The organism is Streptomyces sp. NPDC030143 (genome assembly GCF_055573695.1).
Genome location: NZ_JBVIAY010000004.1, coordinates 470,966 through 496,863 on the forward strand (window position 1 = coordinate 470,966; position 25,898 = coordinate 496,863).

Annotated in this window: 24 protein-coding genes; 7 read left to right on the forward strand and 17 right to left on the reverse strand. The window is 72.5% G+C overall.

Annotated elements, in window-relative coordinates:
- From ACZ4YY_RS10535 to ACZ4YY_RS10550, 4 genes are all read right to left on the reverse strand, one after another.
- On the reverse strand, positions 1-2,202 hold the full coding sequence (locus ACZ4YY_RS10535) for an MMPL family transporter (protein WP_468286464.1): 2,202 nt from the start codon (positions 2,200-2,202) through the stop codon (positions 1-3).
- Between the two features lie 135 nt (positions 2,203-2,337).
- Positions 2,338-3,996, reverse strand: a complete 1,659-nt coding sequence (locus ACZ4YY_RS10540) for an alpha/beta hydrolase (protein ID WP_468286467.1) — start codon at positions 3,994-3,996, stop codon at positions 2,338-2,340.
- A 606-nt stretch (positions 3,997-4,602) separates the two neighbouring features.
- Positions 4,603-6,291, reverse strand: a complete 1,689-nt coding sequence (locus ACZ4YY_RS10545) for a DEAD/DEAH box helicase (RefSeq protein WP_468286470.1) — start codon at positions 6,289-6,291, stop codon at positions 4,603-4,605.
- A gap of 314 nt (positions 6,292-6,605) precedes the next feature.
- The gene (locus ACZ4YY_RS10550) at positions 6,606-6,809 is read right to left on the reverse strand and encodes a cold-shock protein (protein ID WP_007383480.1); all 204 of its coding nucleotides are present in this window, start codon (positions 6,807-6,809) and stop codon (positions 6,606-6,608) included.
- Positions 6,810-7,661: 852 nt separating this feature from the next.
- On the opposite strand from ACZ4YY_RS10550, the gene ACZ4YY_RS10555 reads away from it, so the two are divergent.
- Entirely contained in the window at positions 7,662-8,285 is a 624-nt protein-coding gene (locus tag ACZ4YY_RS10555; protein WP_468286601.1) for a lytic polysaccharide monooxygenase auxiliary activity family 9 protein, read from the forward strand.
- Between the two features lie 51 nt (positions 8,286-8,336).
- Here ACZ4YY_RS10555 and ACZ4YY_RS10560 read toward each other — a convergent pair whose 3' ends face one another.
- Positions 8,337-8,909, reverse strand: coding sequence for a dihydrofolate reductase family protein (locus tag ACZ4YY_RS10560; protein ID WP_468286473.1), 573 nt, complete (start codon positions 8,907-8,909; stop codon positions 8,337-8,339).
- A 506-nt stretch (positions 8,910-9,415) separates the two neighbouring features.
- Here ACZ4YY_RS10560 and ACZ4YY_RS10565 point away from each other — a divergent pair.
- Complete coding sequence (locus ACZ4YY_RS10565; RefSeq protein ID WP_468286477.1) at positions 9,416-9,763, forward strand: DUF1330 domain-containing protein; 348 nt, start codon at positions 9,416-9,418, stop codon at positions 9,761-9,763.
- A 126-nt stretch (positions 9,764-9,889) separates the two neighbouring features.
- The gene (locus ACZ4YY_RS10570) at positions 9,890-10,753 is read left to right on the forward strand and encodes a polysaccharide deacetylase family protein (protein WP_468286480.1); all 864 of its coding nucleotides are present in this window, start codon (positions 9,890-9,892) and stop codon (positions 10,751-10,753) included.
- Between the two features lie 86 nt (positions 10,754-10,839).
- Here ACZ4YY_RS10570 and ACZ4YY_RS10575 read toward each other — a convergent pair whose 3' ends face one another.
- Positions 10,840-11,712, reverse strand: a complete 873-nt coding sequence (locus tag ACZ4YY_RS10575) for a serine hydrolase (protein ID WP_468286483.1) — start codon at positions 11,710-11,712, stop codon at positions 10,840-10,842.
- Positions 11,709-12,677, reverse strand: a complete 969-nt coding sequence (locus ACZ4YY_RS10580; protein ID WP_468286487.1) for a LysR family transcriptional regulator — start codon at positions 12,675-12,677, stop codon at positions 11,709-11,711. Before ACZ4YY_RS10580 ends, ACZ4YY_RS10575 begins: the two co-directional genes overlap by 4 nt.
- 85 nt (positions 12,678-12,762) lie before the next feature.
- On the opposite strand from ACZ4YY_RS10580, the gene ACZ4YY_RS10585 reads away from it, so the two are divergent.
- Both ACZ4YY_RS10585 and ACZ4YY_RS10590 read left to right on the forward strand, forming a co-directional pair.
- A complete protein-coding gene (locus ACZ4YY_RS10585) occupies positions 12,763-13,896 on the forward strand; it encodes a CE1 family esterase (protein ID WP_468286490.1) in 1,134 nt (377 codons plus the stop codon).
- Between the two features lie 6 nt (positions 13,897-13,902).
- A complete protein-coding gene (locus ACZ4YY_RS10590; RefSeq protein ID WP_468286493.1) occupies positions 13,903-15,537 on the forward strand; it encodes a penicillin-binding transpeptidase domain-containing protein in 1,635 nt (544 codons plus the stop codon).
- Between the two features lie 36 nt (positions 15,538-15,573).
- Here the strand turns inward: ACZ4YY_RS10590 and arsM are convergent, their stop codons facing one another.
- From arsM to ACZ4YY_RS10625, 7 genes are all read right to left on the reverse strand, one after another.
- Positions 15,574-16,467 (reverse strand): arsenite methyltransferase, encoded by an 894-nt coding sequence (arsM, locus tag ACZ4YY_RS10595; RefSeq protein WP_468286497.1) that lies wholly within the window; start codon positions 16,465-16,467, stop codon positions 15,574-15,576.
- Positions 16,468-16,876: 409 nt separating this feature from the next.
- The gene (locus ACZ4YY_RS10600; RefSeq protein WP_468286503.1) at positions 16,877-17,230 is read right to left on the reverse strand and encodes a helix-turn-helix domain-containing protein; all 354 of its coding nucleotides are present in this window, start codon (positions 17,228-17,230) and stop codon (positions 16,877-16,879) included.
- Positions 17,231-17,844: 614 nt separating this feature from the next.
- A complete protein-coding gene (locus ACZ4YY_RS10605; protein ID WP_468286509.1) occupies positions 17,845-18,159 on the reverse strand; it encodes an SCO5918 family protein in 315 nt (104 codons plus the stop codon).
- Between the two features lie 47 nt (positions 18,160-18,206).
- Positions 18,207-18,458 carry a CBS domain-containing protein gene (locus tag ACZ4YY_RS10610; RefSeq protein WP_468286512.1) on the reverse strand — a complete coding sequence of 84 codons (252 nt, stop codon included), beginning with the start codon at positions 18,456-18,458 and terminating at the stop codon, positions 18,207-18,209.
- A 203-nt stretch (positions 18,459-18,661) separates the two neighbouring features.
- Positions 18,662-20,146: a DEAD/DEAH box helicase gene (locus ACZ4YY_RS10615; protein WP_468286514.1), complete on the reverse strand. Its 1,485-nt coding sequence runs from the start codon at positions 20,144-20,146 to the stop codon at positions 18,662-18,664.
- A 175-nt stretch (positions 20,147-20,321) separates the two neighbouring features.
- Positions 20,322-20,525, reverse strand: a complete 204-nt coding sequence (locus tag ACZ4YY_RS10620; RefSeq protein WP_028799214.1) for a cold-shock protein — start codon at positions 20,523-20,525, stop codon at positions 20,322-20,324.
- A 549-nt stretch (positions 20,526-21,074) separates the two neighbouring features.
- On the reverse strand, positions 21,075-21,359 hold the full coding sequence (locus tag ACZ4YY_RS10625; protein WP_468286517.1) for a hypothetical protein: 285 nt from the start codon (positions 21,357-21,359) through the stop codon (positions 21,075-21,077).
- A gap of 393 nt (positions 21,360-21,752) precedes the next feature.
- On the opposite strand from ACZ4YY_RS10625, the gene ACZ4YY_RS10630 reads away from it, so the two are divergent.
- Positions 21,753-22,166: a LysR substrate-binding domain-containing protein gene (locus ACZ4YY_RS10630; RefSeq protein WP_468286519.1), complete on the forward strand. Its 414-nt coding sequence runs from the start codon at positions 21,753-21,755 to the stop codon at positions 22,164-22,166.
- A 46-nt stretch (positions 22,167-22,212) separates the two neighbouring features.
- Here the strand turns inward: ACZ4YY_RS10630 and ACZ4YY_RS10635 are convergent, their stop codons facing one another.
- From ACZ4YY_RS10635 to ACZ4YY_RS10645, 3 genes are all read right to left on the reverse strand, one after another.
- Positions 22,213-22,524: an NIPSNAP family protein gene (locus tag ACZ4YY_RS10635; RefSeq protein WP_468286522.1), complete on the reverse strand. Its 312-nt coding sequence runs from the start codon at positions 22,522-22,524 to the stop codon at positions 22,213-22,215.
- Between the two features lie 88 nt (positions 22,525-22,612).
- Positions 22,613-23,080 carry a DUF5990 family protein gene (locus ACZ4YY_RS10640; protein WP_468286525.1) on the reverse strand — a complete coding sequence of 156 codons (468 nt, stop codon included), beginning with the start codon at positions 23,078-23,080 and terminating at the stop codon, positions 22,613-22,615.
- 450 nt (positions 23,081-23,530) lie between these two features.
- Complete coding sequence (locus ACZ4YY_RS10645; protein WP_468286528.1) at positions 23,531-24,148, reverse strand: TetR/AcrR family transcriptional regulator; 618 nt, start codon at positions 24,146-24,148, stop codon at positions 23,531-23,533.
- 112 nt (positions 24,149-24,260) lie between these two features.
- Here ACZ4YY_RS10645 and ACZ4YY_RS10650 point away from each other — a divergent pair, with 112 nt between their 5' ends.
- On the forward strand, positions 24,261-25,172 hold the full coding sequence (locus tag ACZ4YY_RS10650) for an alpha/beta fold hydrolase (protein ID WP_468286531.1): 912 nt from the start codon (positions 24,261-24,263) through the stop codon (positions 25,170-25,172).
- Positions 25,173-25,898 lie beyond the last annotated feature (726 nt).

The window sequence follows — 25,898 nt, forward strand, 5'->3', positions numbered from 1 at the left end:
TCAACGTACGTCGGCCGCCGTACGCAGGGGTTCCCTTTTCCCCGCCCCGGCCGCCGGGGTCCGCGCTCCGCGCGAGGGCCACCAACTCGCCTCGCCGAGCAGGAGCATGGCCGCCGGCAGCACCAGGACCCGCACCACGAACGCGTCGATCAGCACGGCCGCCGCCAGTACGAAGCCGATCTGCTTCATCTCGATGATGTGCAGGAACACGAAGCCGGCGAAGACGGTGGTCATCACGACGGCGGCGCTGGTCACCACGCTCGCCGAGGAGCTGATCCCGTCGAGCACCGCCTGCCGCGTGGGAACGCCCGCGAGCACGGCCTCCCTGATCCGGCTGACCACGAACACCTGGTAGTCCATGGAGAGTCCGAAGAGGATGACGAAGAGGAACAGCGGCACGCGGGAACCGATCGATCCGGTGGAGTCGAAGCCGAGCAGCCCCTCGGCCCAGGTCCCCTGGAAGACCAGCACGAGCAGCCCGAGTGCCGCCGCCGCGGACAGCAGGTTCAGCGCGACGCCGAGCAGGCCCAGGACGACCGACCGGAAGGCGTACACGGTCATCGCGAAGGTCACCAGCAGCAACGCAACGAGAACCAGCGGGAGTCTGCCGTTCTGGTGGGCCGGATAGTCGGTGTAGCGGGCGACGTCGCCGCTCACCCCGAACTTCGCGCCGCCGACGCGGCCCACGGTGGCGGGCAGGAAGTCGTCCCGCAACCGGTCGAGGGAGGCGTACGCCTGCGGGGAGTTGCCGAGGTACGGCACCTTCAGTTCGAGCACGCTGGTGCGGTGGTCGGCCGACGTCCGCGTCCGCGAGGCGCCGGTGAACAGCCGGTCGGCGCCGGCGCGCCGGGCCACCTCGCGCAGGGCCGACGCGACCTCCGGGGCGCGCGAGGCGTCGGCGCGCACCACGACCTGGTGGGTCACCCGCTGCTCGGGGAAGGCCTCGTTGAGCCGGTCGTACACCCGCATCGCGGGGATGTCGCGGGAGTGCGTGTCCCGGCTCATCTCCGTGATGTTCAGCCCGGCCAGCGGCGCGACGAGCGCGAGCAGCCCCACGACCGAGACGCACAGGGTGGCCAGGGGGTGCCGGGCGGCGGGCCGCAGCAGCACGCCCCACACCCGGCCGCCGCCTCCCGCGTCACGGACCCGGCGGGCCGGCTTCCCGCGCCGGGCCCGCCGCCGTTCCCTGCGCTCGGCCCGCTGCCCCAGCTTGACGAGGAGCGCGGGCAGCGCCGTGAGTGAACTGGCCACCGCGACGAGGACGACGACGATGGTGCCGGTCGCGAGCGAGGAGAAGATCACGTCGGAGGCCAGGTACAGCGTCGCGGTGGACGCGACGACCGCCATCCCGGAGACCACGACCGCCCGTCCCGAGGTCGCGGCCGCCAGCTCCACCAGCGCCTCGGGGCCGAGCCGGCCGGCGTGGCGGGCCCGCTCCTCGCGCTCGCGCTTGAGGTGGAAGAGCGTGTAGTCGACGCCGACCGCGAGGCCGATCATCAGGATGACGTTCGTGCCGACCCCGGCGTCGGGGGAGAGGTGCGAGGCGACCATGGCGAGCCCGACCGCCGCCGCGATCGACGACAGCGCCAGCAGCAGCGGCACCCCCGCCATGGTGACCGAGCCGAACACCACCAGCAGCGTCACCAGGGTGACCGGAAGGGTGATCGCCTCGGAGAGCGCCAGGTCGTCGCTGCGCTGCCGGTCGACGCCCTTGCTGATGGAGGGGCTCCCGGTCTCCTGGAGGAGGAGGCCGGGGTGGCCGCGCTGGACCGCCGCGGTCTGCGCGGCGAGCGCGTCGACCTTGTCCTTCGCATCGCGTTCCTCGCCCTTAAGCGCCACCTCGACCATCAGGACCGTGCGGTCGTCGGAGAGCAGCGGGGCGGTCACGGACGCGACGTCGGACAGCCGTTTCATCCGGGCGGTGAGGTCCTGTGCGGCGGCCTGAGCGGCGCGCCGGTCGAGGGGGCCCGAGCGGGCGGAGATCAGCACCTGTTCGGTGGCTCTGCGCTCCAGACCGCCTTCGGCGGCCAGGGCCTCGGCGCGGCCGGCCTCACCGACCCGGTAGTCGGCCGTCCGGGCGCTGTTCGTGCCGACGGCGCTGCCGGCTCCCAGGCACAGCGCCACGAACACCAGCCAGCCGGCGATCGCCCGCCAGGGGTGCCGCGCGCTCCAGCGAGCCGTGCGCACAGTGAGTGAGTTCATGCCCGAAAGCCTGGTCGGCCGGGGCCGTTGTCCGACAGAGGTGCTCGGTTGAACCTGGTGTCCACCGGCCGGTGGACACCAGGGCGGGGGAGAACCCCCGGGTGCCGCCCGCCCCGGGCGGGGGCGGGCGGCGGGTCAGCGCAGGGTTCCGATGCGGTCGAGGCGCTCGTTGACGCCGTGGACGAGCTCGGTGAGCGTCGTGCCGGGCGGCGCCACCGTGGGCGTGGAGGAGGGCGGCTGGGTCTCGTCCGCGCAGGTCGCGCCGCGGTCCGGGACCTTCAGGTCGAGGAGGTAGCCGGTGACGGCGTCGGTCGCGCACGCGCTCCGGCCGAACGCGGTGTGTCCCTCGGCCCGGAACGTGAGCAGCCGGCCGTTGTCGAGCCGCCGGGACAGGGCCACCGCGTCCTGGTACGGGGTGTCCGGGTCGCCGGTGGTGCCGATGACGAGGATCGGCGCGGAGCCCCGGGCGCGGTAGGAGCCGTCGTAGCGGCTGACGTGTCCGCCGGTCCACTGGGCGCAGGCGGTGGCGTGCTGGTGGTCGTAGGTCGGCGGGCCGTAGGCCATGGCCGGACCGAGCAGCGGCGCCAGCTTGGCGTTGGTCGTGACCTGCCACTTCAGCAGCGCCGGGTTGCTCGGGTAGTCCTTGTCGACGCACTCGACGACGACGTTCGGGTTGAGGAAGTCGAAGCTCGCCGGGGACGGCGGCCGCAGCAGGAAGGAGGTGTTGTCGCGGGCCTGTGCCTTGCGCAGGGCCGCGCCGAGCGAGGGCCAGATGACCTTGCCCTCGTTGATGTTGAACATCAGGCGGTAGACGAGGGTGTAGCCGTTGGCGCGGCCGCCGTTCGCGGTGGGCACCGGGTCGGCGTCCAGGTCGGCCTTGAGCTTCTCGAACGCCGCACGCGGGTCGCCGTCGCCGAACCCGCAGGTGGCCTGGTCGCGGGCGCACCAGTCGAGGAAGCGGCTCATCGCCCCGTCCAGGGCGAGGTACTGGGGCCGGTCGTAGGCGTAGGGCCGCTCGGCGTAGTTCACCGGGTCGTAGGCCCCGTCGAGGGCGAGGGCGCGCACCCGGCCGGGGAACAGGGCGGCGTAGACGGTGCCGATGTAGGTTCCGAACGACCGGCCGTAGTAGGTGAGTTGCTCCTCGCCGAGCGCCTGGCGCAGCAGGTCGATGTCCCGGGCGACGTACTCGGTGCCCACGTAGGGCAGCAGGTCGCCGGAGGTGTCCGCGCAGGCCCGGTCGAAGTCGGCGGCCTCGCTCACGGCCCGGTCGAAGGCGCCCGGACCGGGGACGCCCTTGGCGTCGGTGACGGCCTGGGTGTACCGCTGGTCGTCCCAGCACTGGACCTGGGAGCTGCGCCCGACGCCGCGCACGTCGTAGCCGAAGACGTCGAAGGAGTCGCGGAGGGCGGCGGGCAGGCCGGCGTGGTTGTTGCGGACGAAGTCCACACCGGAGTTGCCGGGTCCGCCGGGCTGGAGGAAGAGGGTGCCCTTGCGCTTCTCGGGGTCGGCGGCCTTCTTGCGTATCACCGCCAGGGTGATGGTCCTGCCCTGCGGGTCGCGGTAGTCGAGCGGTACCTGGGCGTTCGCGCACTCGAAGCCGCCCTGGCAGTCGGACCAGGCGAGGGACGGCACGGGCGGTGCGTCCGGCGCGGTCGTCGTCGTGGTGGTGCCGCTCGGTGCGGCCATCACCTGGGTCCCGGTCCCGGCGGCGAGGACCAGGGCGGCCACGGCGGCGCCGGCGAGTCTCAGGCGGCGTCTCCCGCGGCGGGACGGAATGTGCTCTGGCGTGGTCAACGCGAGCTTCCCCTCGTTTGATCGTCAAGTACCCCTTGCATAGAGGGGGGTTCGCGGATTGTCCAGCGAAACGGGAGAGGAAGCAGCCACCGGAGTGACCCGAGGGACGACCTTCCACGAGATCTCTCCCCTGCCCGGCGGAAGTCGTGCCCAGGTCACACGGTGTGTTGGGAGCGGGTGACGCGGGCGCGGAGTGCGTCGGGACCGGGTGACGCGGGCAGGCCGCACGACGGTGACGGCCTCTCAGGCCTTCCTCCCCGTCGCCCCTCGACGGCGCGGGGACGCCGGGCAGCGCACCTCGCCGCACTGCCGGAGAGCCCTGGCAGCTCCGCTGCCAGGGCTCTCCGGCGCCTTGCGATGCACGGCCGGACCACGCGGCCGGTTCAGGCGCTCACAGTGCAAGGACCCCTGAGAGCTCCGAACAAGAAGGGGGCCCGGCTCGCGACGCCCGGCACGCACGCTCGCCGCGTTGCCGAAGGCCCCTGGTCGCTCCGCAATGAGGGGCTTCCGGTGTCGTGCGATCGCCCGCACCGGTCGCCGCGAGCTGATCGCCCTGGGCGGGCTCGCCTTTTGTTCGGGGCTCTCAGGACCGACCTGTCTGCGGCCTCAGCGCGGCGACGCGGAGGATCGGCGCCCCCCGGCGGGCCGCCCGCCGCCCCGGGTGCTCTGTCCGGCTCGGCTGCCCTGGCCGCTGCGAGCGCCCTGGCCGCTGCGGTTGCTCTGGCCGCTGCGGTTGCCCTGGCCGCCCTGCGCTCCCTGGCCGCTGCGGTTGCTCTGGCCGCCCTGCGCTCCCTGGCCGCTGCGGTTGCCCTGGCCTTGCTGTCCGCCCCGGTTGGTCTGTCCGCCCTGTCCGCCCTGCGCGCCGCGTCCGCCCTGGCCACCCCGCCTGCCGCGGCCGCCCCGGGCTCGGGTGGAGGATCCGGTGGGCTCGGGACGTTCGACGTCGGGGACGGGGATGGTGACCGGCACCCCGGAAGGTGCCTGGGCGCCGGTGATGCGGTTCAGTTCGGGCTGGCCGGCGCGGACCCGGGTGGTCTGGGGGGTGATGCCGGCGTCGTCCATGAGGCGGGTCATGGCGCGCCGCTGGTGCGGCAGGACCAGGGTGACGACGGTGCCGGACTCGCCGGCGCGGGCGGTACGGCCGCCGCGGTGCAGGTAGTCCTTGTGGTCGCCGGGCGGGTCGACGTTGACGACGAGGTCGAGGTCGTCGACGTGGATGCCGCGTGCGGCGACGTTGGTGGCGACCAGGACCGTGACCTGGCCGTCCTTGAACTGCGCGAGGGTCCGGGTGCGTTGGGGCTGGGACCTGCCGCCGTGCAGGGCCGCGGCACGCACGCCGACGGCCAGCAGCTGCTTGGTCAGCCGGTTCGCCGCGTGCTTGGTGTCAAGGAACATGATCACGCGTCCGTCGCGGGCGGCGATCTCCGTGACCGTGGCGCTCTTGTCGGCGTCGTCGACGTGCAGGAGGTGGTGGTCCATCGTGGTGACGGCGCCCGCGGACGGGTCGACCGAGTGGACCACGGGATCGTGCAGGTAACGGCGTACGAGGAGGTCGACGTTGCGGTCGAGGGTGGCCGAGAACAGCATGCGCTGACCCTCGGGGCGCACCTGGTCGAGCAGTGCCGTGACCTGCGGCATGAAGCCCATGTCGGCCATCTGGTCGGCTTCGTCCAGGACGGTGATGTCGACCCGGTCCAGAGCGCAGTCGCCCCGGTCGATGAGGTCCTTGAGCCGGCCGGGTGTCGCGACGACGACCTCCGCGCCGCCGCGCAGCACGCTCGCCTGACGGCCGATCGACATGCCGCCGACGACGGTCGCGAGCCGCAGGCGCACCGCGCGGGCGTAGGGGGTGAGCGCGTCGGTGACCTGCTGGGCCAGTTCCCGTGTGGGGACGAGCACGAGGGCCAGCGGCTGCCGGGGCTCGGCCCGTCGTCCGGCGGTGCGGGCCAGCAGGGCGAGGCCGAAGGCGAGCGTCTTGCCGGAACCGGTGCGTCCACGGCCCAGGACGTCCCGCCCCGCCAGCGAGTTCGGAAGGGTCGCCGCCTGGATCGGGAACGGCACGCTCACGCCTTCCCCGTGGAGCGCCGTCAGCAGGGGCGCGGGCATGGCGAGGTCGGCGAAGTCCTCGACCGCCGGCAGTCCCGGCGTGTGGGTGACCGGCAGCGCGAACTCCGTGTTGCCCGCGGCGGGTCGACGTCCCCCACCGCTTCCGCCGGCCCCGGCCGAACGGGAGGGGGTGCGGGAGCGGGAGCGGGAGGAGCGGTTGGTCGTGGAGGCAGTGCGGGCGCGGTACAAGCGGAACCTTCCTCGATGCGGCGCGTGTCGCGAATTCCGGTCGGCGAAGTCGAGCCGCACGGGGATACACAGAGAATGAGCCGAAGAAAAGGCCGGAACGAATCGGCTGGAAGCAGTGTGCCGGTTCACCGGAAAGGGGGAGTGCCGCGACTGCGATGGAGAGGAGGGTGCGGCTTTCCGTCCGGCTGCGGCGGGAGGGCTTTTCTCGGACCCGTACGGCGGCGGTCGGCGGAGCAGGGAAATCGCGGCGGGAACGCAACGAGCCGGGGCCCGCACCCAAGAGTGCGGGCCCCGGTCACGTGTACGCGTCAGCGTCAGGCGGGAACGATGTTCTCGGCCTGCGGGCCCTTCTGGCCCTGCGTGACGTCGAAGGTCACCTTCTGGCCCTCCTGAAGCTCACGGAAGCCGCTGGTGGCGATGTTCGAGTAGTGGGCGAACACATCGGCGCCGCCACCGTCCTGCTCGATGAAGCCGAAGCCCTTTTCCGCGTTGAACCACTTCACGGTGCCAGATGCCATATTCAATCTCCCTTTGGGGCAGTGCCCGGAGCCCGCACCTCGCGGACCCGGAGTCGCCGCGATGATCAACCCCTCCGGAAACATCCGGAAAGCTCCGGAAACAACAAGAGTGCTCATCGACGCAAGGTCAGAAGAGCACTCGAAGTCTCTGGCAACCAAAACTGCAACTGTTATCACGGTAGCACAGGCCGGGACGCGATGGCCGAGCTGTTTCCGGGTATTCACGCGCCGGTCATCACATCTCATGACGTGCGGACGGTATATCTACAGCGGCGGCGAGAGATATTCGGTCGGGGCCGGTGGTGCGGTTCGGAGTCCGCCAGCGGTGCGGTTCGGAGTCCGACGGGGCGGTTCAGTAGCCGGCGGCGGGAGTCCTCAGCGGGAATGGCAGTGCTCCCGGGCCCGGAGGCCGCAACGGAAACCTGGCATTGTCCATGCCGGTTCTCTGCTGCGTCCGAGACAGGTTCGTGCGACGCCGACGCCCGCGCACCTTCTCCGGGGGGCGGAGGCCCAGGCCGGCGGTCAGTGCCTGCCCTCGATGCGGTGCCCCCGACGCGCCGCCCGGCGGCCGGGGCCCGCTTTCCGCCAGGGCCGCCGGGAAGTGGCGCAAACCGGTGTTGCGACCATGAAGTCCGAAGCGCAGCCTGGGCGATGTGGGAGCGCTCCCAATGCGGAGTCCGCGTACCCGTTCACTCGCGCGCCTCCGCACCTCCGTACGTCGCACCCCCCACCTCACGGCTCCCACGCCCCCCACATCCCCACACAGGAAAGAGGGAGACTGTGTTGCGCCGTTCAGATTGTCATGATCACGACAGCAAGCGGTCCCGCTTCCGGTTCCGCCCACCGGCTGTCCTGCTCAGCGTCCTCGCCGCCCTGCTGCTCAGTCTCGTCCCCGGCGGTGGCACGGCCGTGGCCCACGGTTCGGTCGTCGACCCGGCGTCCCGCAACTACGGCTGCTGGCTGCGCTGGGGCAACGACTTCCAGAACCCCGCGATGGCCCAGCAGGACCCCATGTGCTGGCAGGCGTGGCGGGACAACCCCAACGCCATGTGGAACTGGAACGGCTTGTACCGCAACGGGTCCGCCGGCAACTTCCCGGCGGTCGTCCCGGACGGCCAGCTGTGCAGCGGGGGCCGCACGGAGGGCGGCCGTTACAACTCCCTGGACGCCGTCGGTCCCTGGAAGACCACGGACGTCTCGGGCAACTTCACGGTGCGGCTCTACGACCAGGCCAGCCACGGCGCGGACTACTTCCTGGTGTACGTCACCCGTCAGGGATTCGACCCCACCACGCAGCCGCTGCGCTGGAGCGACCTGCAACTCGTCGCCCGCACCGGCAGGTACGCGCCCAGCCAGAACTACGCGATCAACGTGAGCACGTCGGGCCGGAGCGGCCGGCACGTCGTCTACACGGTCTGGCAGGCGTCGCACCTGGACCAGACCTACTTCCTGTGCAGCGACGTCACCTTCCGCTGAGCACCGTGCGGGCGGGAGCCGTGCCCCGGCTCCCGCCCGTGCCCGGTGCGGTCAGCGGACGACGTCGAACACGTTCTTCTGCAGGCCGTTGGCGTAGGCCTCGTGCTCGACGAGCTTCAGCTTCTGGGTGTCCTTGTCCGTCGCGCTGAACAGACGCTTGCCCGCGCCGAGCAGGAGCGGGAAGACGAGCAGGTGGTAGCGGTCGATCAGTCCGGCGTCCGACAGGCCGTGGTTCAGCTCGGCGCTGCCGTGGACGATGATGGGGCCGCCCTCGGTCTCCTTCAGCGCGGCGACGTCGTCGAGGGAGCGCAGGATCGTCGTCTCGCCCCAGTTCGTCACCAGGTCGTCCTCGGTGAGGGTGGTGGAGACGACGTACTTCGGCATCACCTTGTAGTCGGCGAAGTCCTCCATGTCCGGCCACACCGCGCTGAAGGCCTGGTAGCTGACCCGGCCCAGCAGCATCGCGGTGGCCTCCGTCTGCTCCCGGCCCTTGATCTCGAACGCCTCGGGGAGGAACTCGACGTCCTTGAAGGTCCACCCCGAGTTGCGGTAGCCGGGCTCGCCGCCCGGGGCCTCCACGACACCGTCGAGCGAGATGAAAGCGGTGCTGATCAGGGTACGCATCTGGTCTTCCTCGGTGTCTCGTGTGTCCGGGTCTCGTGGCCCCGCTCCCGGCGGGCCCGGCCGGTGGCGCTCCGACGTTACTCACGACAGGGGCGCACCGGCTGTCCTTTCCGACCCCGGGTCACGGAGAAACTCATCGGTCGTCGTCCGCCCCTCCCGCCGCCCCGCACCGGCCGGCACCCGCCCTCGTCATGCGTCGCCGTCCCTGCGCCCCGCCACCCCCGTGTCGTGGGCGGCGCGGGCCTCGGCCATGGACGATCCCGGCGGCGTTCGGCCCGGCGACCCGTCCGGTGAGCGAGGTGGAGAGCTCCCCGCCATCGGGTGAGGCCGTACTCGACCCCGGGCGGCGGGGGCGGGATCGAGGGCGACGCCGGCTCCGACCCGGCCACCCTCACCGTGGCGTCGATTACCCGAGAGGTCATCGACCCCGACGCGCCCGGCTGCGAAGGTCGTCCGGTACGGACCCGACCGGCCCGCGCAGGAACCCGACCGACCGGAAGGCAGCCATGACCGCCTACGCCATCGCGCACCTCCAGGACGCCGCCCCGCACGGGGAGGTCGCCGAGTACATCGAGCGTCTCCCCGCCACCTTCGAGCCGTACGGCGGGCGCCTCCTGGTGCACGGCACACAGCACGAGACGAAGGAGGGCAGCTGGCCCGGGGCGGTCGTGATGATCGGCTTCCCCTCGATCACCGAGGCGCGGAAGTGGTGGGACTCGCCCGCCTACCGGGAGATCGCCCCGCTGCGGTCCCGGCACATCGCGGGTGACATCATCCTCGTCGAAGGCGTGCCCGACGGCTACGACCCGAAGACCACCGCGGCGGCGATCCGGGCGGCCCTGCCCGCCGAGTAGCCGCCGGCCCGGGCCGGCGCGCCGTGGCGGGGTCCGCCGTCCCGTCTGCAGGGGAACCTCGGACGTCCGTTCGCCATCAAGCAAGACGGACAGGCTGAGGCCTACGGACGACATGGGGTGGGACGGATGGACCGGCGGACCAGGGGGGCGGCGCTGGCCTGTGCCCTGCTCGCGACAGCCGTGGTGACGGGCTGTACGGCGGACGCCCCGAAGGACTCCCCGGCGAAGTCCCGTTCCGCCTCGCCGTCCGGCCAGGACCCGGCCGGTGAGCCTCCCCGCGGTGACGCGGGCGCGCCGGCGGCCACGGCGGCCGCCTGGCGCAAGTGGGGCGTCGAGCCGTTGGCCGCGCCGCCCGCGCCGCCGGCGTCCAGGCCGACGGGGCGGGCGACCGACGGCGGCCCGGTGCCGGTGATCAGCGAGATACCCACGCGGGAGAAGATCGTCTTCCTCACGTTCGACGACGGCGCCGAGAAGGACCCGGAGTTCGTGACGATGATGCGGGAGCTGAAGATCCCGTTCACGATGTTCCTGACCGACTCCGCCATCCGCACTGACTACGGCTACTTCGACAAACTCCGGCAGCTCGGCAACGGCGTCCAGAACCACACGCTGACCCACCCCAACCTCCGCACCCTGGGCGCGTCCGCCCAGAAGGAGGAGATCTGCGGCCAGCAGACCAAACTGAAGGATCGTTACGGCACCACACCGCGCCTGTTCCGCCCGCCCTACGGCAACTGGAACGAGGACACCCGGGCCGCCGCCGCGTCCTGCGGTGTCGAGGCGATCGTCCTGTGGCGCGAGTCCATGCAGATCGCCAACATGCAGTACCAGCGCGGCGACAAGAAGCTCCACCCGGGCGACATCATCCTGGCCCACTTCCGCGGCCCGTCCGAGCTCAAGGGCACGACGATGACCGAGATGACGGCGAACCTGCTGCGTCACATCCACGCACAGGGCTACACGGTCGCCCGCCTGGAGGACTACCTCTAGGGGTGCTCAGGGGACCGTCCCGGGCCGGGTCCGAAACCCGTCACGGCGCCGGGTGCGCGACCGTCCCGCCGCCGGGTGCGCGACCGTCACGGCGAGCGCAGCGCGTCGACGGCGATGCGGGCGGCCGTGCCGATGACCGCGTCGGCCGCGGGCAGCGTCGCGGCCGTGTGGGCGGTGCGGGTGAAGACGGCGACGGCGTAGCGGCCCCCGTCGGGGTACTCCACGACGCCGACCTCGTTGCGCACGGTCGGCAGGCTGCCGGTCTTGCCGGCGACGTGCACGTCGTCGAAGGGGAAGCCGGACGCCATGCGGTGCGGCCAGACCTGCAGGCCGAGGACGCGGCGCATGGCGTCGCCGTGCTCGGGCGGGCAGGCCTCGTCGCGCCAGACGGCGCCGAGCAGCCGGGTCATGTCGCGCGGGGTGCTGCGGTTGGAGCGGGCCGGGTCGAGGGCCCGCAGCCGGGTGAGGACGTGCGGGTCGGTCAACGCCCGCGCACCTTCGGGCCCGGCGTCCTCCCTGACGGTGGCGAGCATCTCGCCGAAGGAGTGGGCGGCGTACGTGCCGGTGAGGCCGAGACGGCGCGTGGTGGCGTTGACGGCGTCCAGGCCGACGCGCCGCAGCAGAAGGTCGGCGGCGGCGTTGTCGCTGACGGCGATCATCAGGTAGGCGGCGTCGCGCAGGGACATGCGCACGGGGTCGAGCATGGCGGCCAGCCCGGTGGGGCCCGGGGTACGGTCGGCCGGCGGGCACTCGATCTGTTCGCCGAGGTCCAGGTGTCCGGCCGCGGCGAGCTCGTGGAGGGCGACGAGCACGCACAGCTTGTGGACGCTGGCGGTGCACACGGGCCGGTCGCCACCGGCGTCGATCTGGGCGCCGGAGTCGATGTCGAGGGCGTGCAGCCAGCCGGTGACACCGGCCTCGGCGAAGGCCGCGCGGATGCGGCCGGGGGTGTCGGTCACAGCCAGTACTCCGAAGCCGGGCGAAGGTGCAGCGGCCGGGCGGACACGTCGGCGGTCGCACCGGCCGTCGTGCGCAGCGCCTGCGTGGCCGCCTCGGCGAAGGCGGTGACGGCGGCGTCACCGCGTCCCTTCGGCCAGGCGACCGAGTGCCGCCAGGCCAGCGGACCTCCGGCGAGCGGGCGCCAGACGACGTCCGCGTCCCGGTCGCGGACGTCCGCGGGCTGGACGTCGCGCGGCCCGAAGGCGACCGCCCGCGTCGACACGACCAGGCCGCGCACGAAGCTCGGGGCCTGGCCGTGCCGGACGGCGGCGGGGGTGTAGCCGCCCCGGGCGCATGTGGTCAGCAGGTCGTCGTACAGCGCCGGAGCGTCGGCGCGCGGGAAGAGGACGAGGTCGTGGCCGACGAGCGCCGCGAGCGGCACCTCCTCGTGCGCGGCCGCCGCGGCATCGCCCGGCAGCAGCACCCCCAGTTCGCGGCGCAGCACCGGGCCCAGTTCCAGTCCGGAGACGTCACAGGGGTGGTGGACGACCCCGACGTCCAGGTCGTGGGCGGCGAACCGGGCGAGCTGCTCGGTGGTGGACAGCTCGTGCAGCTCCAGTTCCAGACCGGCGTGACGGCGCTGGAAGTCCGCCAGCAGCGCGGCGACGGTCCGCCCGGCGATGTCGGGCGACAGCGCGGCGCGCAGCAGCCCGCTCTCACCGTCGCGGATGCGGCGCGCGGCGGACAGGAACGCCTCGGAGCGCGCGAGGAGTTCACGGGCCTCCGTCAGCAGCAGCGTGCCCGCCTCGGTGATGGTCACCCGTCGGCTGGTGCGCTCGAACAGGCGGACGCCCAACTCCCGCTCCAGGCGCTGGATGCGCTGCGACAGGGGCGGCTGAGCCATCCCCAGCCGGGCCGCGGCACGACCGAAGTGTGACTCTTCTGCAACAGCCACGAAGCACTCCAGGTGACGCATCAGGTCCACGAGCAGGAACCATACCGGCAGTTGATCGATCCGAGATCGATAGGTGTCTTGGACGGATCCCGGCGGGCACTGTTCTGCTCGGAGCATGGACCCGCTCACCCCCGTTCGCCGTGGCCACCCCCTGGGTTGGTGGTTCCGCGGACCCGTCCTCGCCCTCACCCTCGCCGCCTGTGGCACGGCCGCGCCGCCGCCCGCGTCGCCGCCGCCGGCCGCCGACCACCGCACCGCGGGCCCGGCGGACGGCGGTTCCCCGGGGCCCGGCGGTGACCGCCCCCCGGGCCCGGACGGCCGCTCCACCGCCCCGGCGGACGGCCGACCCCCGGGCCCGGCGGACGGCCGTTCCCCGATGTCGGCGACGACGGTCACCCGTGAGCGGCTGCGGGTGGACGGCCGTTCGCGCGCGTTCCTGCTGCACCGGCCGCCCGCCACGGCCGGCGCCCGGCCCGCAGCCCTGATCATCGCCTTCCACGGCCGCGGCGCCACCGCCTCCCACCTGCGCGCACAGAGCCGCCTGGAGGCGCACGCCGAGGCGCGCGACATGCTGGTCGCTTATCCCGAGGGCCTGGACGAGGGGTGGGCCGCCGGTACGGCGGCGACGCGGCGACGACCCGATCCGGACGCCGACGTGCGGTTCACCGAGACCCTGGTCGACGCCCTCGTGCGCACGGAGCGGGCCGACCCCGAGCGGGTCTTCGTCGTCGGGTTCTCCATGGGCGGCTCGATGGCCCTGCGCGTGGCGGCCCAGCGCCCCGGCCTGCTGGCGGGCGCGGCGGCGGTGTCCGGCCAACTGCCCACGGGGGCCGCGGCGGTCGTCCCCACCGGTCCGGTGCCCGTGATGGTCGTGCACGGGTCCGAGGACCCGGTCCGCCCCCTGGCGGGCCTCGCCCGCCCCGCCCCGGCTGCGGCCGGCGAGGAGCCCGTCACGCCGACCCTGTCGACGCGGGCCGGCGCCGAGGCGTTCGCCGCCGCGGGCGGCGCGGGCGCCCCGGTCACCCGCGCGGAGAAGGGCTACGACCGCACGGTGTGGCGACTGGAGGACGCGACGGCCACCGTCCAGCTCCTCGTCGTGCACGGTGGGGGACACACCTGGCCCGGCTCGCGCATCACCCCGCCCGCGGACTTCGGCCGCACCAGCACCGCACTGGACGCGACCGACACGATCCTCGACTTCTTCACCCACCCCGCACCCGCCACCGGCACTCCCACGGACAAGGACTGACCGCACATGTCTGACCACGGACACGTCACCACCGCTCCCGCCCCCCGCCGCCGGCCGCGTGCGACGGTCCGCGCCGTCACCGCACTGGCCGCGGTGGCCGCGGTGACGGGCGGGGCGTACGCGGCCGGCGTCGGCCCCTTCGCGCGGGGCGACGACGGCCCCGACCCCGCGGCCCTGACACAGGCGCGGGCGTTCCTCGCCGACTGGGCCGCCGGCCGCCTGCCCAGCGCGGCCGGCCGCACCACCAGACCCGACACGGCACGGGAGGTGCTCGGCAACTTCACCGCCGGACTCGACATCGCCGCGCCGACGCTCACGGCGGCGCGGCCCACCGAGGCCGAGGACGGCACCGTCCGCGTCCCCTTCACCGCTCGGATGCCGATCACCGACCTGGGCACCTGGACGTACCGGTCGGCCCTGCCGCTGCGCCGGCAGGACGACGGCACCTGGAAGGTGGACTGGACCCTGTCCCTCGTCCACCCGCGCCTCAGCGAGACCGAGAAGTTCCGCCTCGAACGCGAGGAGGTGAAGCCCGTCGAGGCCACCGACCGCGACGGCGTCCCCCTCTCGGCCGACGAGCACCCGTCCCTGACCCCTCTCCTGGCCTCTCTCGGCGGCGGAGCGGGTTCCGGCCCGCGCGGCGCCGTGCGACTCGTCGACCGGACCACCGGGAAGGTCGAGCGGACGGAGGTCACCTTCGGCACGCGGCCCGGCCCGTCGGCCGAACCGTCCGTGCGCACCACCCTCGACGCCGGCTGGCAGGCCGCCGCGGAGAAGGCCCTCGCCTCCGGGGCCGACGGCAGGAACGCCGCACTCGTCGCCCTCCGCGTCGACAACGGCGAGATCCTGGCCATGGCCAACTCGCCGGCGTCCGGGTTCAACCGCGCCGCCTCCGGAACCTACGCCCCCGGCTCCACGTGGAAGATCGTCACCACCAGCGCCCTGCTGCTCAAGGACGCCGTCGCACCCGACGACGTCGTGGACTGCCCCCGCTACCTCACCGTGGGCAAGCGGTTCCAGAACGTGGAGACCTCGGAGTTCCCCGGCGCCACCTTCCGCAAGGACTTCACCGAGTCGTGCAACACCGCGTTCATCAGCCTGCGCGACAAGCTCGCCGACGGCGAACCGGGCGAGGTCGCCGGCAGGTACTTCGGCGTCGGTCAGGAGTGGCACATCGGCATCCCCTCCTACGACGGTGCGGTGCCGGCTCCCCGGGACGAGACCGAGAAGGCCGCCTCGATGATCGGCCAGGGCAGGATCCAGGCCAACCCGCTGATCATGGCGTCGGTCACCGCGACCGCCGTCTCCGGCACCTTCCACCAGCCCTCGATCACGGCCGGCAACGAGGACACGACCACCACCACCCCGCTCCCGCCGAAGGTCGTCACCGCACTGCGCGAGATGATGCGCGCCACGGTCACCGACGGCACGGCGCGGATCCTGGCCGACCTGCCCGGCGACATCGGCGCCAAGACCGGCACCGCGGAGGTGTCCGAGGACCAGGAGAACAACGGCTGGCTGGTCGCCCACCGGGGCAACGTCGCCGTGGCCTGCGTCGTCGAGGAGGGCGTCACGGGCGGCGGTTCGGCCGGACCCGTCGTCCACGACCTGCTCGCCGCCGTGCCCGACGACCCCTCCTGACGCCCTCTTCCGGGCGGCGTCGGGCGGGACGGACCGTCACCGCCGGCAGCCGCACCCGGAGGCGTCCTCGGCCTCGGCCGCCGGGGTCGCTCGGCCGGCGGCCCGTTCGTCCGACGCGCAGCAGGCGGTGACGCCGCAGCACTCGTCCGCGGCCGGAACCGAGCCGCTCGTCGTGTTCCGGTCGGCGGGCTTCGTCGCGCGCACGACGGCGGAGTGCATGCCGTCGGCCACCGGGTGGGTCGGGGTGATCGCGACGTCGGTGAAGCCGGCGGCCTCCAGTCCGGCGCGGTACTCGGCGAAGGACAGGGCACCGGCGACGCACCCCACGTGGTCACCGCGCTCGGCGCGCTGCGCGGCGGTGAGGGCGTCGTCGGCGACGACGTCGCAGACGCCGACGCGGCCGCCGGGCCTGAGCACCCGGAAGGCCTCGGCGAAGACGGCGGGCTTGTCGACGGACAGGTTGATGACGCAGTTGGAGATCACGACGTCGACGGTGTGCGCGGGCAGCGGGATCGCCTCGATGGTCCCCTTGAGGAACTCCACGTTCGCCACGCCCGCCTTCCGCGCGTGGGACAGGGCCAGGGCCAGCATCTCCTCGGTCATGTCCAGCCCGTACGCCTTCCCCGTCGGTCCGACGCGGCGGGCGGAGAGCAGGACGTCGATGCCGCCGCCCGAGCCGAGATCCAGCACGCGCTCCCCCTCCCGCAGCTCCGCGACGGCGGTGGGGTTGCCGCAGCCGAGCGACGCGGCGACGGCCCGCGCGGGCAGGACGTCGCGCTCCTCGGCGGCGTAGAGGGTGGCGCCGAAGTTCTCGTCGACCTCGACGGGCTGCGGCCCACAGCAGGCGGTACCGCCGTCGGCGACCTCCACGGCCGCCGCGGCGTACCGTCGGCGGACGGCTTCGCGCAGGTCAGTGGCGTGCTCGGACATGACTCGACTCCTGGGCCGACGGGGCGCGTCGTCCGCACCCCGGAACGGCTTGTATCGACGTTCATTGATGCCATGACCAGCCTGCGCCTTGGATCGAAAGACGTCAACATAGACCCATGTCGAAACAGCAGGGGGAAAGCGGCTGCGCCTGCGCCTGGCCGGACTCATCGACGGGGAGCGGCCCGAAACCCGGCTGTCCTGCCGCCTCGCGGCAGCCGGCTGTCCTATAGGTGAGGGAGATCCGTCCGGGACCCGACCGACGACCGGGCTTCGCCGACGGCCGGGGGAAGACCTGCCGGCGCCGGCCGCACCCCACAGTCGTCCGAGCGAGCCGGCACGGCGCGGCGGGACACAGGTCCGGGTCCCGGAGTCGTACACACGCGAGTCGGCCCGCCCGCGCCCACCGCGATCAGCTCGAACCGGAACCGGCGCGCTCGGACGCCTCGTTCGCGGCACGGCGGTACTCGGCGTTGATGCGCTGAGCTTCCTCGAGCTGATCCTCGAGGATGACGATGCGGCAAGCGGCCTCGATGGGGGTTCCCCTGTCGACGAGCTCGCGGGCGCGGGCGGCGACCCGCAGTTGGTAGCGGGAGTACCGGCGATGTCCGCCTTCCGAGCGCAGCGGCGTGATGAGACGGGCCTCGCCGATGGCTCGGAGGAAGGCAGGGGTGGTGCCGAGCATCTCGGCGGCCCTGCCCATGGTGTATGCGGGGTAGTCGTCGTCGTCCAGACGATCGCTGAGTGGAGTATCTGCTGCTGCCATGTCACCTCGTTGTACAACGCGTCGAGGGGCCCTGGTGCCGTACGGCACCAGGGCCCCGAAGGAAATTCAACACCATCTGTCGGCCCTCATGCTGTGCCGACCTTCTGTTTCCGCTACCCGGCCCGGCTGCGGGAGGGGTGCGGGGATCGCGGCTGCGTGACCGGGGACCACCATCCAATCCGGGGTCTTGCGGTACCCGGTCCGATATCCGCTCGGGCCGGGCGATCCTGATGGCGCCTTGCTCCTCCGTCCTTGCTCCTTGGTCTCGGAACTCCGAGACCGTACTGACCTGCGATCTTCTGGTACTGCTACCCGCCAGTTCGTGTCTGCCGGGTCTCACTTGACCGTGTCAACGAGAAGAAGACTAACCGCATCGGGGGCCAATGTCTACTCTGACAAGAGCAGATTTTGGCGCCCAGTGGTCCGAGGTAACGTGCGGCCCGCGACAACGGGCGGAACGGGTCGTCGTGTGCGGCGCGAACACGGTGCTCACAGCGGCGAGGGACCGCCGGAACCCCACCCGCACGACGGGACGGCGGTACGACGACGAGGGCCCTGCCGACGCGCGTCGGCAGGGCCCTCGTCGGGTCTTGGGTGGCGGGTGTCCGCCGGCCTCACTCCTGCGGGGAGGCGGTACCGCCGAGCAGCGCCGACGCGGTCTGGAGCGGAGTGGGGACGCCCACCGGCGCGCTCTCGAGGTGGTCGTGGCAGACGAAGCCGAGGCGGGTCATGGCCCGGACGACCTCGCCGCTGGTGAAGTCGCGGCGGTCCTGCCGGGTGATGACCTGGCCCACCTGCTTGACCGGGTAGCGGCGGCGGCCGATGGTCACGGACTCACCCGTGACGAGTTCGGGCGTGATGCCCTTCATCGAGGCCAGCACCCCGTCCTTGGTCAGTTCGAACGGGTACCGGGCGATGACACAGCGCATGGATGCCTCACAGATGAGAAAGAAACGGACTGACCGGGGCGAGTGGATCAGCGGGCGAGGGCGGGGACGCCCGGGGTCCGGCCGTGCCCCTCGACGGCTCCGGGCCGGGCGCCGGCCGGGGGGAACGGTCCGGCGAGGACGTCCCGCAGGCGGACCCGGTCCGTGTAGGTGGGGCTGTCCCGGAGAACGGTGAGCCCCGCCAGAGTGATCAGGCCCGTGCTCTGGTCGTCCCCGTCGCAGAGGACGAGGTGGTCGACACGGGCACCCGCCATGAGGGACAGAGCCACCTCGACCGTCATGTCGTCACGGACCCGGGGTCCGGGCCCGTCCCCGTCGTCGGCCGCGACCGCGACCGCGCGGGAGCGATGCACTGCGCGGGGCGGCGTCTGAGCCGGCGTCATAGGTGCCTCCAACAGGGAAAGGATGGGCTGGTGATCACGGCGGCTCTAGGGGTGCTTCGAAAGTCCTGTGTGGGTGCTCTGCGGGACTCTCGAAACACCCCCTAGGCGGCCGAGCCGAAGCCGGTCCGCCGCTGTGCCCTGCGGCGCCCCGCTTCGCCGACGGGCCGGCCCTGACCCGCGCGACCCCGGCCACCCCGGCGGCCCTGGGACGGTGCGGACGCGCCGCGGGGGCGTTCCACGCTCGGCGCGCTGACGACGACCGGGACACCGGAAGGGGCCTGGGCGCCCGTGATGCGGCTCAGCTCCGCCTCGCCCGAACGCACCTGGGCGACCTGCGGGGTGATGCCCGCCGAAGCCATCAGCCGGGTCATACCGCGCCGCTGGCCGGGGGTCACCAGGGTGACGACGCTGCCGGACGCGCCGGCGCGGGCGGTACGGCCGCCGCGGTGGAGGTAGTCCTTGTGGTCGCTGGGCGGATCCACGTTGACGACCATGTCGAGGTTGTCGACGTGGATGCCGCGTGCCGCCACGTTCGTCGCCACCAGCACCGTCACCTGCCCGCTCTTGAACTGCGCCAGGGTCCGGGTGCGCTGCGGCTGGGACTTGCCGCCGTGCAGGGCCGCGGCGCGCACGCCACTGCTCAGCAGGTGCTTGGCCAGCCGGTCCACCGCGTGCTTGGTGTCGAGGAACATGATCACCCGGCCGTCCCGCGCCGCGATCTCGGTGGTCGTCCGGTGCTTGTCCGCGTCGTGCACGTGGAGCACGTGGTGCTCCATCGTGGTCACCGCGCCCGCCGACGGGTCGACGGAGTGGACCACCGGGTCCGTCAGGTAGCGGCGGACCAGCAGGTCGACGTTGCGGTCCAGGGTGGCGGAGAAGAGCATCCGCTGCCCGTCGGGACGCACCTGGTCGAGCAGGGCGGTGACCTGCGGCATGAAGCCCATGTCGGCCATCTGGTCGGCCTCGTCGAGGACGGTGACGGCGACGTCGCCCAGCCGGCAGTCGCCCCGGTCGATGAGGTCCTTGAGCCGTCCGGGCGTCGCGACGACCACCTCGGCCCCGGAGCGCAGCGCACCGGCCTGCCTGCCGACGGACATCCCGCCGACGACGGTGGCGAGCCGCAGGCTCACCGCGCGGGCGTACGGGGCGAGCGCGTCGGTGACCTGCTGGGCCAGCTCGCGGGTGGGGACCAGCACGAGGGCGAGCGGCTGCCGCGGCTCGGCACGCCGCCCCGCCGTACGGGCCAGGAGGGCCAGGCCGAAGGCGAGGGTCTTGCCCGAACCGGTGCGACCGCGGCCGAGTACGTCACGACCGGCCAGGGAGTTCGGCAGGGTCGCCCCCTGGATGGGGAACGGTACGGTCACACCCTCGCGGCCGAGCGTGGCCAACAGCCGCGCGGGCATGGCGAGATCGTCGAACGACGCGACGGCGGGCAGGGCGGGTGTGACCGTCTTTGGTGGCGCGAACTCGCTCCGGACGGCCTGTCGCTTTCCGTGATCCTTCGCACGCCGCTGCCCACCGGAGCGGTCGGCGGCAGCGCCTCCTTTGAAGCGATCATATGTGCGGGTTTTGTGTGTGCGATTCATGCGGAACCTTCCTTGATACGGCACGTGGCAAGGAATTCCCGCAGCAAAGAGGCGGCGCAGAGAATTTCGAGAACGAGCCATGAGTGATGCGGGCCGCGCCCGGAAAACGCAGCGAGCCGGGGCCCGCACCCCAGAGGTGCGGGCCCCAGCTGCGAAGTATGCGTGAGCGCCGGTGTCAGGCGGGAACGATGTTCTCGGCCGTCGGGCCCTTCTGGCCCTGCGCGATGTCGAAGGACACCTTCTGGCCTTCCAGCAGCTCACGGAAGCCCTGGGTGGCGATGTTCGAGTAGTGGGCGAAGACGTCGGCGCCGCCGCCGTCCTGCTCGATGAAGCCGAAACCCTTTTCCGCGTTGAACCACTTCACGGTGCCAGTAGCCATTTCATTTCTCCTTCGGAGACGGTGTCAGGAACTCGCCCTGTGCGAATTCCGTGTCGCCGTGATGATTACCCCAACGGAAATGAACCTGCTGGCAACCACAACTGCAACTGAGATCGACAGTAGCACGGTGCGATCGGCCCTGCACGGTCGACAATTGCGTTTCGTCCTGGGTCCGAGGAATACTGGCCGTGTCCCGCACCGATTTCTCATTCCGCGGGAACAGATATTGCTCTGCGTGGGCGGGTCCTTTCTGCCGCCCACTGCCGCCCGCAGCCCTGTGACCTCCGGCGACGACGGATGTGCCGCAGCGACCGTCGCCCGCGCGGGGCACTCCGGCGACCCGCCCGGGACCACCCCCACGGGAGGAAGGTCACATCGTCCGCGACGCGTGCGCGGGGCGCGCCCGGCGGCCGGCGCGGTGGCCGCATGCGACCGCCCGGACCCGCCCGGCGCGTCGGCCGCTGCCGTGGCGGCGGCCCGGCCCGCACCCTCCGGCGAGAGGTTCGCGTCTCGGGCGGGCGTCGGCGGGCGGCGGCCGTGGGCTTCGCGTCAGTCGCTCTGCGGGGGTGCGGCCGACTCTTCTTCCTCCTCCATGACGCGGATGCCCTCATGGGTCAGTGACGCGGTGGCGGGAGTCCGGTGCGAGGTCCAGTCGACGGTGATCAGGCCCGCGTCGGCCAGGTAGGAGCAGGCCGCGGAGAGATCCGCGTCGGGAAGACGGACCTCGTCACGCAGGGTCGCTCCGCTGACCTCGGGACGATTGCGTTCGACGGCCTCGTAAAGGGAGCGGAGAACCGCTTTGCGATAGGTCTTGCGTTCACGGAGTGTCGTCATGGCTGTCGCTCTCGGGCTGGTGGCCGACGGTGCGGGCGCTGACGAGGCGGGCGTACGCCCCTTTCCTTGCAGCCTATGCCGCGACGGGGCCCGCAGTGCGCCGAAGTTCCCGAGAGTTCCCACCAGGCCCTGTGATCGGCGCCGGAACCATCGCCAAGAAGTGGACCGGCAACGCCACCTTCGCCGACTGCGTCGCGGTATGGGCCTGTGACCCCGACGACAACCACGTCAAGGGATTCGTCGTCGAGAAGGGCAAGCGTGGCGTAGAGCGGCGCCTGCAACTCGTCGGTGAGCCGCTCGGCACGCCGCCACCGGGGGGCCAGGGTTTCGGCGGCGGGCTGCGGCTCGGGCCAGCCGTAGTGGGCCGCCCGTCCCACCCCGAGGTTGACGATCATGGCCTCTCGGGCGCTCAGCCCGCACAGGCGCACCGCCGCCAGATGGCAGGCGCCCCGGTGTTCCCGCCCCCCGCTGCTCGACGATCCGCTGCTCGTCGTCACCTCGGCCGACCGGGGCGGCGAACGGCCCGTCGCCCTGCGGGAGCCCACGGCGCGCTACGTCACCGCCGACATCGCCGCCCAGCTCGCCCTCGCACGGGCCGGCCTCGCCACCGCGCTCGTCCCCCGGACGGCCATCGACCCGGCCGCACCCGGAATCCGCACGGCGCCCATCGAGGACCACCCGATCCTGCGCCTGCTGTTCGCCGCGACGCGTCACACCGAGACCGCGAACCCGACGACCACGGCCGTTGTCGCGGCGCTGCGCGCAGCGGCGCGGGAGAACCACCTCCCGCGCCGTCCGCCGGCCTGAGAGCCGCCAACCGGAGGGGGAGTCCGGCTCGCCTTCGTTCGGAGCTTCAGGACACGCCGTCGAGCGGTCGCAGGAAGCGGCGCTCGTAGCGCTTGATGCAGCGGGTGTCACGGGCCAGTCGGAACGCGTCCTGGCACTCCGGGTCGGACATGCTGTCCGTGCGGTACTGCTCGTACGCGGCCAGGCTGGGAAAGGAGAAGAGGGCGTAGGCGATGTCGCTGTCGCCCTCGCTCGGCAGGAAGTAGCCGTGGTGCGTCCCGCCGAAACGGTTGACGAGCCGGACCCAGCGGCGGCCGTACTCCTCGAAATCGTCGAGCTTGTCGGCGTCGATCTCGTACTTCAGATGAATGGTGATCACGCCTGCATGATGCCGTGGGACGGTTCGGGCGATGAGGAGCCGATGACGGCGGGGCCTGATGCCGGCCCGGGACGGTGCGCGACCCGTCCTAGCCGGTGCGTTCGGCGGTCCAGGTGATGTGCGGGGGCTGCACTCGTGCGCAGAGGGGCCCGCCCTGAGCGTCGGTCAGGCCGAGGCGTCCGACCAGCAGTCCGTCGCGTGCGGCGGCGGCGAGTACGTCGGCGGGGATGACGTCGAGCATCAGCTTGGCGCGGCGGAACATCGTGAAGGTGCCCGACTCGTCGAGCGTGCCCCACGACAGGTAGATGAACCGTCGGCCCAGACGGTCCTGCACGTAGGGGCCTTCGATCTCGATGCCGGTCGGCGAGACGCTCGTGGTGCACTCCAGGGTCCAGGTCGCGGACGGTGCGTCACCGGGCTGCGGCGCGAGGACCTCGGCCGGACGGTCGCGGCGTTGCACGGCGACGTGGACATTGCCGTACGCAGGGGCCTTGCCCTCGACGGGGGCCGGGCAGGTGAGGCCGGGCAGGTCGACGGCGTCGATGCGGATACGCATGCCGACCATCATCCCGTCATCGTCCACGCGGGGCCGACCGGCCCCCGAATCCACTCGGTGGCGCCGGGCCGCCTCCACCTCGCACGGATGGGCCAGGTGAGGAACCCCGGCCGGCGTGCGGCCGGGGTTTCCACGGGTCCTCGGCGTGAGGGGCGGCAGCGGTGCGGACACGGGCTCGGTGATCGAAGGGCCGCGGTCGACCGGCTTCGGAGCTCTTGAGGCGCGCTGTGGGCACGCCGTCCGATCGCATTCGCCCGGAGCCTCCCTCGACGGTCGAGAAGTGGCGGAGCGCCGAAAGCGAGGGGTGGGCGGAGGTGTGCCGTTGCGGGAGCACACGGAGGAACCCGCTTGCGCGCTCACCTTCGCTCCGTCGACCTCAGTGGAAGCGTGCCGCGAACTCACCCGCCGCTACGGGCCGTTCGGACAGCAGGACCACGAACGGCTGTCGCGTCAGCCTGCCGCATCGGCCGAGCGGAAGATGCGGTCGAGATGGTCGTCCAGAACCGCGGCTGCGGACTCGGGACTGCGCTGACCGACGAGGATGCCGGTGCCGAGCCCCGCGGACATCGCGAGCAGACCGGCCGCCGTCAACTGCGCGTCCACGCCGGGCTGCAGCAGATCCGCGGCCTGCGCCTGCCGGAGGATGTCGGTCAGGGCGCCTTCGGCTGCGTCGGGGTCCTTGATGAAGGGCTGGGCCGCGAGCGTCCGGTCGGTCACGGCCAGCACGGCGTACGAGGTGTAGAGGTGGTGGAAGACGCGGCTCTCCTCGTCGGTCGGCAGCGCTGTCATCAGCAGCGCCTCGACCATCGCGCGCGGCCCCGGCCCGTCCCCGGCGGCTCGGATGCGGGCGGCGAGCCGCTCCCCGAACCTCTCGGTCAGGTGCTGCAGTCCGAAGAGCAGCAACTTCTCCTTGGTCTCGAAGTAGTACTGCACCAGCCGCAGTGACACGCCCGCCTCGGCTGCCACGTCGCGCATCCCCACGGCATGCAGCCCGCGTCGCCCGGCGACCCGGACGAGCGCCTCCGCGATCTCGGTGCGCCGTTCCGCATGGTCCACCCGCTTGGGCATGCTGGTTCTCCGCTCATCGTCCGCCGGATCCGCACCCGGCCGTTTTATGGTACATCCGTATCAACATCATGATACGTTCGTACCACGAAACCGAGCCCCTCCGGAGGTGGCCGTGTCCGAGACCACTGCCCGCACCCAGGCCGACGTCGGCCGCTACGTGAGCGACGCCTGGCGCGAGCGCTACTTCGCCGCCTGTGACGCCGTCTACGCGCTGGGACCACCCGCCCTCGCGGAGCAGGACGTGGAGACCGCGTTCGGTACCACGCACGTGTACCGCTACGGACCCGCCGACCCCGCGGCCCGGTCCCGCACCCCGGTCGTCCTGGTGCACGGAGCGGGCTCCTGCTCCGCCATGTGGTACCCGAACACCCCCGCCCTCGGCGCCGCCCGCCCCGTCTACGCCGTCGACACTCCCGGCGACCCCGGCCGCAGCGTGCAGCGCGAGCCGATCCACCAGCCCGAACGCGCCGCACAGTGGCTGGACGAGACGCTCGACGGGCTCGGGCTCGAACGCGTCCACCTCGTCGGCACCTCCTACGGAGGCTGGCTCGCCCTGAACCAGGCGCACCGCCGGCCCGAACGCCTCGCGTCGGTCACCCTGCTCGACCCGGGCGGGCTCGAGAAGGTCGGGCTGCGCTTCTTCGTCTGGATCTTCGCCGGCTTCTTCGCGACCTTCGCACCCGCATCACTGCGCCCACGTCTGGCGGCCTGGCTGGAACAACCGGTCCTGGTCATGCCCGAGCTGCGCACGATGGTCAGGACCGCGGTCCGCGCCTACCGCATCCGTCGCCCGGCACCGCTCCCCCTGTCCGAGACGGAACTGTCCACCATCCGTACGCCCCTCTACCTGGTACTCGGCAGGCGCAGCCTCCTGCTCCACCCCGAGCGGCAGAGGGAGCGCGTTCCGCGCCTGATACCGGGCGCCCGTGCCGAGATCATCACCGGTACCGGACACGGACCGCAGATCGACCACGCGCAGGAAGTGAACCGCAGGATGCTGGACTTCATGGCCTCCGTCGACTGACCAGCGCCGCGCCGACGGGCGATCCGGACAGGGCGGGCGGGGGCCCGGAGGCCGTCCGGCAACCGGACCCCGGCTCACGTGGTCGGGCCGACGGCGCAAGGCTCCCCCCTGCCGCGGTGCGCGCAGGAAGCCGGGCAGCGTGTCGGCGTTCTGCGGCGGCTCACTCCCGTGACGGTCCTCGCGCCCGAAGGCACCTGTTCCGCGGCGTTGTTCGAGGAGGGTGCCACCGATGTGCCGGACCCCGGCACGCCGATCGAGGACCGGCCGCCCGGCTGACGGCGGATCAGCGGTGGACCGCCGGGGAGGACGAGACTGGTGGGGCCCACGCGCCCCGGCCCCCGGGCACCGGACCCGCTGCCGCTTCATACGCCGCCCCCGCACACGTCGCGGAGAGTCCTTCTGCGGCTCGTCCTCGCCGATCCCCATCCCCGGTGCCGCCACGGTCCGACCCATGTCCCGGGCCCGGCCGGGCAGCCGCTGACCGGGCCGGCTCTTCGCGCCCGCATGCCGAGACCGGAACCTCACCTCGGCCGCCTCGGACCGGCCCCGCGCAGGACCGGCGGCTGGGGCCGCTTCCCCTCTTTCTGTGTGACGGGGATCACGTCAACGGGAAAACCCGGCGTCCGGGACCGCCGTCTAGAGGGTGTGAGATCAGTCGGGAAGGCACCGGGTGAGCTGGACGAGGAGCGTCTCGTCCGGTTGGTGGCCAAGGGCGACCGTGCCGCG

Bases quoted from the DNA above. Each gene is read 5' to 3' on its own strand.
- ACZ4YY_RS10535 (WP_468286464.1), bottom strand. From the start codon at position 2,202: ATGAACTCACTCACTGTGCGCACGGCTCGCTGGAGCGCGCGGCACCCC.
- ACZ4YY_RS10550 (WP_007383480.1), bottom strand. From the start codon at position 6,809: ATGGCATCTGGCACCGTGAAGTGGTTCAACGCGGAAAAGGGCTTCGGC.
- ACZ4YY_RS10560 (WP_468286473.1), bottom strand. From the start codon at position 8,909: ATGCGTACCCTGATCAGCACCGCTTTCATCTCGCTCGACGGTGTCGTG.
- ACZ4YY_RS10565 (WP_468286477.1), top strand. From the start codon at position 9,416: ATGACCGCCTACGCCATCGCGCACCTCCAGGACGCCGCCCCGCACGGG.
- ACZ4YY_RS10570 (WP_468286480.1), top strand. From the start codon at position 9,890: ATGGACCGGCGGACCAGGGGGGCGGCGCTGGCCTGTGCCCTGCTCGCG.
- ACZ4YY_RS10585 (WP_468286490.1), top strand. From the start codon at position 12,763: ATGGACCCGCTCACCCCCGTTCGCCGTGGCCACCCCCTGGGTTGGTGG.
- ACZ4YY_RS10590 (WP_468286493.1), top strand. From the start codon at position 13,903: ATGTCTGACCACGGACACGTCACCACCGCTCCCGCCCCCCGCCGCCGG.
- arsM (WP_468286497.1), bottom strand. From the start codon at position 16,467: ATGTCCGAGCACGCCACTGACCTGCGCGAAGCCGTCCGCCGACGGTAC.
- ACZ4YY_RS10600 (WP_468286503.1), bottom strand. From the start codon at position 17,230: ATGGCAGCAGCAGATACTCCACTCAGCGATCGTCTGGACGACGACGAC.
- ACZ4YY_RS10605 (WP_468286509.1), bottom strand. From the start codon at position 18,159: ATGCGCTGTGTCATCGCCCGGTACCCGTTCGAACTGACCAAGGACGGG.
- ACZ4YY_RS10610 (WP_468286512.1), bottom strand. From the start codon at position 18,458: ATGACGGTCGAGGTGGCTCTGTCCCTCATGGCGGGTGCCCGTGTCGAC.
- ACZ4YY_RS10615 (WP_468286514.1), bottom strand. From the start codon at position 20,146: ATGAATCGCACACACAAAACCCGCACATATGATCGCTTCAAAGGAGGC.
- ACZ4YY_RS10620 (WP_028799214.1), bottom strand. From the start codon at position 20,525: ATGGCTACTGGCACCGTGAAGTGGTTCAACGCGGAAAAGGGTTTCGGC.
- ACZ4YY_RS10625 (WP_468286517.1), bottom strand. From the start codon at position 21,359: ATGACGACACTCCGTGAACGCAAGACCTATCGCAAAGCGGTTCTCCGC.
- ACZ4YY_RS10630 (WP_468286519.1), top strand. From the start codon at position 21,753: ATGGCCTCTCGGGCGCTCAGCCCGCACAGGCGCACCGCCGCCAGATGG.
- ACZ4YY_RS10640 (WP_468286525.1), bottom strand. From the start codon at position 23,080: ATGCGTATCCGCATCGACGCCGTCGACCTGCCCGGCCTCACCTGCCCG.
- ACZ4YY_RS10645 (WP_468286528.1), bottom strand. From the start codon at position 24,148: ATGCCCAAGCGGGTGGACCATGCGGAACGGCGCACCGAGATCGCGGAG.